The 8647-nt window shown below is 70.8% G+C and carries 9 protein-coding genes and 1 pseudogene; 8 read left to right on the plus strand and 2 right to left on the minus strand.

The genetic code is table 11. The features are described from left to right. The 8 genes and pseudogenes from G6031_RS02215 to G6031_RS02250 all read left to right on the plus strand — a co-directional run. Positions 1 to 246, plus strand: a pseudogene (locus G6031_RS02215) (ATPase); the annotation flags it as partial. 233 nt (positions 247 to 479) lie between these two features. After that, on the plus strand, positions 480 to 989 hold the full coding sequence (locus tag G6031_RS02220) for a hypothetical protein (protein WP_182652304.1): 510 nt from the start codon (positions 480 to 482) through the stop codon (positions 987 to 989). Between the two features lie 133 nt (positions 990 to 1122). Then, entirely contained in the window at positions 1123 to 4167 is a 3045-nt protein-coding gene (locus tag G6031_RS02225; RefSeq protein WP_182652305.1) for a Na+/H+ antiporter subunit A, read from the plus strand. Then, complete coding sequence (locus G6031_RS02230; protein ID WP_241737148.1) at positions 4164 to 4751, plus strand: Na(+)/H(+) antiporter subunit C; 588 nt, start codon at positions 4164 to 4166, stop codon at positions 4749 to 4751. The genes G6031_RS02225 and G6031_RS02230 overlap by 4 nt, the downstream gene beginning before the upstream one ends. After that, positions 4748 to 6373: a Na+/H+ antiporter subunit D gene (locus G6031_RS02235; protein ID WP_182652306.1), complete on the plus strand. Its 1626-nt coding sequence runs from the start codon at positions 4748 to 4750 to the stop codon at positions 6371 to 6373. The genes G6031_RS02230 and G6031_RS02235 overlap by 4 nt, the downstream gene beginning before the upstream one ends. A 1-nt stretch (position 6374) precedes the next feature. Beyond that, on the plus strand, positions 6375 to 7028 hold the full coding sequence (locus G6031_RS02240; RefSeq protein WP_182652307.1) for a Na+/H+ antiporter subunit E: 654 nt from the start codon (positions 6375 to 6377) through the stop codon (positions 7026 to 7028). After that, on the plus strand, positions 7025 to 7318 hold the full coding sequence (locus G6031_RS02245; RefSeq protein ID WP_182652308.1) for a monovalent cation/H+ antiporter complex subunit F: 294 nt from the start codon (positions 7025 to 7027) through the stop codon (positions 7316 to 7318). Before G6031_RS02240 ends, G6031_RS02245 begins: the two co-directional genes overlap by 4 nt. Then, on the plus strand, positions 7315 to 7683 hold the full coding sequence (locus G6031_RS02250; protein WP_182610647.1) for a monovalent cation/H(+) antiporter subunit G: 369 nt from the start codon (positions 7315 to 7317) through the stop codon (positions 7681 to 7683). The genes G6031_RS02245 and G6031_RS02250 overlap by 4 nt, the downstream gene beginning before the upstream one ends. Before the next feature lie 209 nt (positions 7684 to 7892). Here the strand turns inward: G6031_RS02250 and G6031_RS02255 are convergent, their stop codons facing one another. Both G6031_RS02255 and G6031_RS02260 read right to left on the minus strand, forming a co-directional pair. After that, positions 7893 to 8198: a hypothetical protein gene (locus tag G6031_RS02255; RefSeq protein WP_182652309.1), complete on the minus strand. Its 306-nt coding sequence runs from the start codon at positions 8196 to 8198 to the stop codon at positions 7893 to 7895. A gap of 89 nt (positions 8199 to 8287) precedes the next feature. Further along, on the minus strand, positions 8288 to 8647 hold a 360-nt coding region (locus tag G6031_RS02260), incomplete at its 5' end, for a LytR C-terminal domain-containing protein (protein WP_182652310.1).

Raw genomic sequence — 8647 nt, forward strand, 5'->3', positions numbered from 1 at the left:
GGCCGCAGCGTCCCGCTCGCCCACGACGTGGACCTGTCCGCGCTCGCCGCGGACCTGGACGGGTACTCCGCGGCGGACTGCGCCGCCCTCCTGCGGGAGTCGGCCCTCACCGCCATGCGCCGCGACATCGACGCCGCCGAGGTCACCGCGGACGACGTGGCCCGTGCGCGACGTGTGGTCCCACCCTCGCTCGACCCCGACCAGGTCGAGAGCCTACGGCTGTACGCCGAGCGGCGGGAGAACTAGTCGGACCGACCGGGCGCCGGACGCGCGGACCGGCCGGGCGCCGGACGCACCGTGGCGGGCCGAGAACCCGGTCACGTCCGCTTGCCGCCGCACGCCTGCGCGGTCTACAGTTCTCGGTCATGCGGAAGATTCTCGTAGTAACCGGACGTAACGGGGCCTGAAGACCGGCACCCCCGTTGCGTGGTTGCTCGATCTCCGTCGGTCCCCGCACCGACGTCTGAGACGAGAACACCATGTACGCCACCACCTCCTCCCCCACCGGGACGACCTCCTGCCCGTTCGCCGAGCGGTTCGGTCGCCGGCTGCCGCGCGGCTTCGCCGACGAGGCGGCCGCACTGGACTGGCGCACGCTGGTCGACACCTACGCGCCGTCGACCGACCACTTCCACCTGGCCGACCTCACGCGCCGTCCGCTGGGCCGCGGGATCACGGCGTACGAGGCGATCCTGGCCACCCGGGATCCTGCAGCCCCGGGTGAGTTCACCGCCCACCGCCTGACCACCGAGTCCTGCGGGGACCTCACCGCCATGTCCGAGATGCTGGGCAGGATCGGGGCCCGCGTGGAGATCGAGCGGTTCCACCAGTGCGAGGGAGACGCGTTCGACCGGACCGAGTCCTGGTGCACGATCCTGCAGGCCACCTGCGGGCGGCGTGCGACGTGGGCCATGGGTTTCGGGCAGTCCCCGGGCGAGGCCTCGATCTCCGCGCTGCTGAATGCGGCGACCCTCCTCCACCTGCGCTGAGAGAGGGCCTGTCGGTCACTTTCTGTAAAGTGATCGGCGAACCCCGACCCTGGTCGACCACCGACACCCCGCCCTCTTCCGGCGGGGGCGTCCGCGCGTCGTTCTCCGGTCCACACGACGAGAGGAGCCGCCGGTGATCGCGATCCTCTCGGCCCACGCCGTGGCCGCCCTGCTCGCGGTCCCGCTGGTCCTGAGGTTCGGTCGCCGAGCGTTCCTGGCACTGGCCCTGGTGCCGGCGGCGGGAGCGGTGTGGGTGGCCTCCAACCTGGGCCGCGTCCCCACCGAGTCCATCCAGTGGGCACCCGGCATCCACCTCGCGCTCGATCTGCGGATGGATGCGTTGTCGGCGCTGTTGGCGCTCATCGCCCTGGGCGTCGGCGCCCTGGTCCTGGTCTACTGCACCTGGTACTTCAAGGACGACGAACCCCGCCTGCACCTGTTCGCCGCCGAGCTCGTGGCCTTCGCCGGGGTCATGTTCGGCCTGGTGGTGGCCGACAACATGATCCTCCTCTACATCTTCTGGGAGATCACCTCCGTCCTGAGCTTCCTGTTGGTCGGCCACTACGCGGCGCGGGCCTCCGCCCGCCGCGCGGCCACCCAGGCCCTGCTCGTCACCACCCTCGGCGGTCTGGCGATGCTCGTCGGGTTGATCATCCTGGGCCAGGCCACCGGGTCCTACCTGATCAGCGACGTCGTCGCGTCGCCACCGTCGGGTCCGCTCATCCACTGGGCGCTGGTCCTGGTGATCATCGGCGCGGGGAGCAAGTCCGCGATCGCCCCGCTGCATTTCTGGCTGCCGGGCGCCATGTCGGCCCCCACTCCGGTGAGCGCCTACCTGCACTCCGCCGCGATGGTCAAGGCCGGAGTCTTCCTCGTCGCGGCCATGACCCCCGGTCTGTCCGGTTCGTCCACCTGGCAGCTCCCGCTCATCGTGCTGGGTCTGGTCTCGCTCCTCATGGCCGGGTGGCGCGCGCTGCGCGAGACGGATCTCAAGCTCGTGCTCGCGTTCGGCACCGTGAGCCAGCTGGGGTTCCTGCTCGTCCTGGTGGGCATCGGGTCGCGGGACACGATGCTCGCCGGCCTGACGATGCTGCTCGCGCACTCCCTGTTCAAGTCGGCGTTGTTCATGTCCGTCGGCGTGATCGACAAGACCACCGGCACCCGGGAGATCCGCGACCTGTCGGGCCTCGGGCGGAAGCGACCCGCGCTCGCACTCGTCTTCACCCTCGCCGCCGCCTCGATGGCGGGCCTGCCCCCCTTCCTCGGGTTCGTCGGGAAGGAGGCCGCGTTCGCCACGGTCCTGTCCGAGGAGCGACTGCACGGGATGCCGTCGCTGGTCGTCACCGCGGGGCTCGTGGCGGGGTCCGTCCTCACCTTCTCCTACACCGCACGCCTTGTCATGGGCGCCTTCCGGTCCAAGCGGTCCTTCCCCGACGGCATCAGCCCCGCCGTCGCCGCCTCCCGTCCGGCGGGCCCGCTGTTCCTGTCCGTCCCCGCCGCCCTGGCCGTCTCCGGACTGGTGCTGGGGCTGTGGAACGCTCCCGTCGAGAACCTCATCGCCCGGTACGTCGACGTGGCGTTCCCGCCCGGCAGTCCGTGGCGCGGACCCGAGGGTTACCACCTGGGCCTGTGGCACGGGATCGGCGTCCCGCTCGCCCTCACCCTGGTGGTCTACGTGCTGGGCACCCTGCTCTACGTGGCGCAGCGGACCGTCGAGAGGATGCAGTTCGAGTCGCCGGCCCTCGGCAACGCCGACCGCATCTACGACGCGGTGCTCAGGTTCTTCGACACCCTCTCGCTGCGCCTGACGGCGAGCATCCAGCGAGGCTCCCTACCGCTCACCCTCGGGATCATCCTGGTGACCCTCGTGGTGTTCCCGTTCGTCTCACTCCTCGCCGGCACCCGCGAGGGTCTGCGCATGGAGCTGTCGGCCAACCCGGTCGTGCTGATCGTCATGATCCCCATGGCGCTCGCCGCGGTGGCCGCCGCGGTGCTGCGCAACCGCCTCGCCGCGGTGATCTGCATGTCCGTCACCGGGTACGGGCTCGCCGTGATCTTCGCCTTCCACGGCGCCCCGGACCTCGCGCTCACCCAGGCGCTGGTCGAGACGCTCCTGATGGTCGCGTTCGTGCTGGTGCTGCGCACCATGCCCGCCGAGGTGCCGCTCTCCAACGGGTTCCGCCGGCTCCGGGCCTGGCTCGGGATCGGCGTCGGGCTGCTCGTGGTGGTGACCGGCGCCTACGCGATCAACGCGCGCCAGCACCCGGCCGTCTCGCTCGTCTTCCCCGACATCGCCTACCAGATCGGCAACGGCGCCAACGCCGTCAACGTCACCCTGGTCGACATCCGCGCGTGGGACACCCTCGGCGAGATCACCGTCCTGCTGGTCGCCGCCACCGGGGTGGCCAGCCTCGTGTTCCGCAATCGTCGCTACGGCTCCGGCCCGCGTCTGGCCGACGTCGACAAGACCCGCTCGGGTCGGCGCGGCGTCGAGGCGGCCCGGATCGTCATCGAGGCGCCGGGGGCGACCCCCGGACGGTGGCTCGTCGGCGCCACCGTCCGCGACCCCCGCGCCCGGTCGCTGGTCCTCGAGGTCACCACGCGGCTCGTGTTCCCCACGATGATGATCCTCAGCCTCTTCTTCTTCTTCGCCGGCCACAACAACCCCGGCGGCGGGTTCGCGGGCGGCCTGGTCGCCGGTCTGGCGCTGGTCCTGCGCTACCTCGCGGGCGGGCGCTACGAGCTCGGTGAAGCCATCCCGATCGACGCGGGCCGCATCCTCGGCCTCGGCCTGCTCCTGGCCGCCGGCACGGCCACCGCCTCCATGTTCTTCGGCGCCCCCGCCCTCTCGAGCGCCACGTTCGAGGCCACGCTCCCGGTGTTCGGCGAGGTCAAGTTCGTCACGGCCCTGCTCTTCGACGCCGGCGTCTACCTCATCGTCGTCGGTCTGGTCCTGGACATCCTCCGCAGCCTGGGCGCCCGACTCGATCTGGACGCCGAGGATCTCGAGGAGCTCCGCGCCATCTACGTGGACGCCACCGAGTCGCCGTCCACGGCCGCGCTGCGCAGCGTCCCCGGCGTCGACGCCGACGGCGCACGCTCCGACCTGGCCGCCCACCGCGCCGCCCGCCGCGAGGCCGCCGAGAACCAGGGCGCCCCGTCAGGAGGCAGGTCATGACCGCCGACTTCGGGCTCCTACTGCTCGCCGGGCTCCTCTGCGCCGCCGGGGTCTACCTGCTGTTGGAGCGCGCGATCATCAAGATCCTGCTGGGGATCATGATCTTCTCCAACGGGATCAACCTGCTCCTGCTGGCCGCGGGGGGACCGCCCGGCAGCCCGCCCATCATGGGGCGTGGCCGGAGCCCCGACGCCGCCGACTCGGATCCGCTGTCCCACGGGATGATCCTCACCGCGATCGTCATCACCGCCGGCGTCGGGGCCTTCATCCTGGCGTTGGCCTACCGCTCCTACCAGTTCACCACCGCCGACGAGGTCGCCGACGACGCCGAGGACACCAAGATCGCCAAGCGCTCGCCCACCGACGCCTGGTCGGCGCCCGACCGGGACCTGTCCGACGACCACACCACCGGTCAACCCACCGAGCTGGGAGACCACGTCGACTACGACGACGAGGACCTGGAGGAGGCCGAGGCGGAAGCCGAAGCGGAGGCCCGCGCCCGCGCCGCTGCCGCCTCGCGCGACCGCAGGCGGACGAGCCGCGACGACGGAACCCCGGACGACGGAAAGGAGGGTGGCCGGTGATCTCCCCCGAACTGTTCGGCTACCTCATCCCGTCCGTCGTCCTGATCCCCCTGCTCGCCGCGGCGTTGTGCCTGGTGGTCTCCCGCCGTCCCCGGGTCCAGAACATCATCACCATCGTCACCCTCACCGGGGTGCTGGTCATCGCCGGCATCCTGCTGGTGCTCACCGACCAACACGGCGTGCACACCGTGCAGGTGGGCGGCTGGGACGCACCCGTCGGGATCACCCTCGTGGCGGACCGGCTCAGTGCCCTCATGCTCTGCGTGTCGGCCATCGTGCTGCTGACGGTGATCATCTACGCCGTGGGACAGGGTGTCCGCGACGGGGACGGCGACCAGCCGACCTCGATCTTCCTCCCCACCTACCTGGCGCTCGCGGCGGGACTGAACGCGGCGTTCATCGCCGGCGACCTGTTCAACCTGTTCGTCGGGTTCGAGATGCTGCTGGCCGCGTCCTACGTCCTGCTCACGCTCGGCGCCAGCCAGGAACGAGTCCGCGCGGGGGTCTCCTACACCGTCGTGTCGATGGTGTCGTCGATGGTGTTCCTGTTGGGCATCGCCCTGACCTACTCGGCCGCGGGCACGCTCAACCTGGCACAGCTGTCCATCCGGATGGCCGAGGTCCCGGAGGGGCTGCGGAACACGATCTTCGCCGTCTTCCTGGTGGCGTTCGGAATCAAAGCCGCCGTGTTCCCCCTGTCGACCTGGCTGCCCGACTCCTACCCCACCGCGCCCGCCCCCGTCACCGCGGTGTTCGCCGGACTGCTGACCAAGGTGGGCGTCTACGCGATCATCCGCTTCCACACCCTCGTGTTCCCCGGCGGGTCCATGGACGGCGTCCTGCTGGTGGCGGGTCTACTGACGATGGTCATCGGCATCCTCGGCGCGATCGCACAGTCGGACATCAAACGAATACTGTCGTTCACCCTCGTCAGCCACATCGGGTACATGATCTTCGGCATCGCCCTGTCGACCGGGTACGGGCTGAGTGCGGCGATCTACTACGTCGGCCATCACATCATCGTGCAGACAACCCTGTTCCTGGTGGTCGGACTGATCGAACGGCAGGCCGGGTCGTCCTCCCTGCGCCGCCTGGGGTCGCTCGCCGTGGCCAGCCCCGTCCTCGCCGTCGTCTTCCTCATCCCCGCCCTCAACCTCGGCGGGATCCCGCCCTTCTCCGGCTTCATCGGCAAGCTCGCGGTGGTCCAGGCCGGTGCCGAGGTCGGCGGACCGCTCATGTGGGTGCTCATCGCCGGGGCCATGGTCACCAGCCTGCTCACGCTCTACGTGGTGGTCCGCGTGTGGTCCAAGGCGTTCTGGCGCCCCCGCGCCGACGCCCCCGAGGGCGCTGTGGCCCTGGCCAAGCCGCTGGCCCTGCTGCCCTCCGACGAGTACGTGGAATTCGACGAGCGCGAGGAGGTGGGCCGGATGCCGCTGAGCATGCTCGCCCCCACCATGGCCCTCATCGTGGTCTCATTGTTGATGACGGTCTTCGCCGGCCCGCTGCTCGGGGTCACCGATCGGGCTGCCGAGAGCCTCATGGAGCGGCATGACTACCTGGACACCATCCCCCTCGATTCCACGCCCGAACGCTATGTCGACTCCGTGACGGGGGTGCGCTGACATGGCCCGCAGGACCAAGGTCCGTCTCGACCCCCGGGTCATCGGGTCCCGCGTGTTCATGATGCTGTGGCTGACGGTCGCCTGGGTCATGCTGTGGGGGCCGGTCGAGGTCGGAACGATCGTCGCCGGGGTGCTCGTCGCGATCGTGGTGATGGTGCTGCTCCCGCTGCCCCGGGTCCCGGTGGAGGGCCTGCTCAGGCCCGTGTCCACGGTGTGGCTGGTGATCGTGGTGGCCTACTACCTCGTCCGCTCGTCGATCGCCGTCGCGTGGCTGTCCGTGCGCCCGCAGGCTCCGCCCCGCTCCGCCGTGCTCAGGGCACCGATGCGGCTCAAGTCGGACTTCACCCTCGCCCTGGCCGTCAACACCCTGAACCTCATGCCCGGTGGCATCGTGGTGCGCGTCGACCCGGTGGCGCGGTACGTGTACGTCCACGTCCTGGACGCCGGGAGTCCCGAGGCGGTCGAGAGGTTCCGTCGCCAGACCGCCCACGTGGAACAGCTGTACCTACGGGCGTTCGAACGCCCCGAGGACTGGAAACCCAGCCCGCAGCACTACTGCGCCCCGGCGGAGGAATACGGGAGCAACGGCCCCGAGCGCGTCGACGACCGCGACCGCGCACCCGAGCCCGTACGAGACAGCGAGGAGCACCGATGAGCCTGTCACTGTTGCTGTGGAGCGCGGCCGTGGTCGCCCTGACGCTCGCACTGTTCACCACGATGATCCGCCTGATCGGTGGACCCAACACCCTCGACCGGCTGATCTCCCTGGACATGCTCGCCGCCATCGCCCAGTGCGGGGTCGGCGTGTACATCGCCTGGAGCAAGGACACCACCGCCGCGGCCGCCCTCGTGGCGTTGGCGCTGGTCGCCTTCCTCGGATCGGTGTCCGTGGCCCGGTTCCGGGTCAGTGACACCACCGGGGTCCACAAGGAGGCCCTCACATGACCGACGACCCCCGGGAGATCGTCTCCGCGCTGTTCGTCCTCGCCGGAGCGCTGCTGACCCTCGCCAGCGCCATCGGTCTGGTGCGCTTCCGCGACACCCTGAGCCGGATGCACCCGGCCGCCAAGCCGCAGGTGCTGGGCCTGGTGCTCGTGCTGTTCGGCGCCAGCGTCCGGATCTTCCCCCACATCGACCTGGGAATGCTCCTGCTGGCCGGGATCGTGGCCGTCTGCACTGCGCCCGTGATCGCCAACCGCGTGGGCAACCTGGCGTATCACGAGAGCGTCGAGGACGGCACCATCACCCACGAGGCCCCGGTCCTGGAGAAGTTCCAGGCAAGCGAGGCCAATCGCAAGAACACGCCCTGACCGGAGCCCGCCAGGCCGACTCCCGCCATCCGCTCCGGCGCCTGCACACCGGGACCGGGACACAGCCGATCAGGGGCACAGCCGCTCCGGGCCGGGCGCCGACGACTCGAGCCCCGCTCCCCTTCGCGGGGGCGGGGCTCGTTCGGTGACTCGGTGTCGGTGTACCGGCGGTAGGCCGGCGTGCTGGCGCGGGGCCGGTTACCGGGAGATCAGGGGGCGGGCTGCGCGGGCGGGGTGGCGGGATCGGCCTGCCCCTCGACGGGCTGCTCCTCGACCGGGACCTCCACGAGGATGTCCTCCTCGCCCTCGACAGCGCCCTCGGCGCCCTCGACCTCGGCCTCGTCCGCGTTCTCCTCCGCCTCCGAGTCCGCCTCACCCGTGTAGGTGGGCAGGGTGTACGGGGCATCGGGATCCGCGGGCTGCTCGTTGGGCGGGGAACACGCGGTCACGGCGAACGCGAGTGCGAATGCGGGAACCGCGACCATGAGGCGGCGGGCGGTCTGACGCGGGGCCATGAGGGCTCCTTCGATCTCGGAAAGCTGCAGGTCGCTGAGAGCACGCGCCCCGGCGGGCAGAGTGCGTGGGCTCATCATATCCTCAGCCGTCAGCGGTCGAGGTCCTGGGTGACGATCACGATCACGCCGGGGGTGCCCACCTCGAGATCGGCCGGCCGGGGCAGGGCGGGGATGCCCAGCTGGGCTGCTACGGCCTCGGCGGCCTGCCGCTCACCGGCGCCGGTTCCGAAGTACACGGTCGACTCGGACACCACCGGCCGGTTGGAGGGCAGGTTGGCCACCTCACCGACGGCGAAGCCGGACTCGCGGAGGGCTTCACCGGTCCGGCCGGCGAGCCCGGAGACGTTGCTGTTGTTGAACACCTGGACAGGCACCGAGGTCACCGCCGGCGCGCCACCGGGCTGACCGCCGGCAGGCGGCGCGGCGGGCTCGGCGGGCTGGCCGGGAAC

Source organism: Dietzia sp. CQ4 (assembly GCF_014145125.1).
Lineage (GTDB): Bacteria > Actinomycetota > Actinomycetes > Mycobacteriales > Mycobacteriaceae > Dietzia > Dietzia natronolimnaea.

What these genes read in the sequence shown, in the direction of transcription:
- G6031_RS02240 (WP_182652307.1), top strand. Translation starts at nt 6,375, where the DNA reads ATGGCCCGCAGGACCAAGGTCCGTCTCGACCCCCGGGTCATCGGGTCC.
- G6031_RS02245 (WP_182652308.1), top strand. Translation starts at nt 7,025, where the DNA reads ATGAGCCTGTCACTGTTGCTGTGGAGCGCGGCCGTGGTCGCCCTGACG.
- G6031_RS02230 (WP_241737148.1), top strand. Translation starts at nt 4,164, where the DNA reads ATGACCGCCGACTTCGGGCTCCTACTGCTCGCCGGGCTCCTCTGCGCC.
- G6031_RS02250 (WP_182610647.1), top strand. Translation starts at nt 7,315, where the DNA reads ATGACCGACGACCCCCGGGAGATCGTCTCCGCGCTGTTCGTCCTCGCC.
- G6031_RS02255 (WP_182652309.1), bottom strand. Translation starts at nt 8,198, where the DNA reads ATGGCCCCGCGTCAGACCGCCCGCCGCCTCATGGTCGCGGTTCCCGCA.
- G6031_RS02220 (WP_182652304.1), top strand. Translation starts at nt 480, where the DNA reads ATGTACGCCACCACCTCCTCCCCCACCGGGACGACCTCCTGCCCGTTC.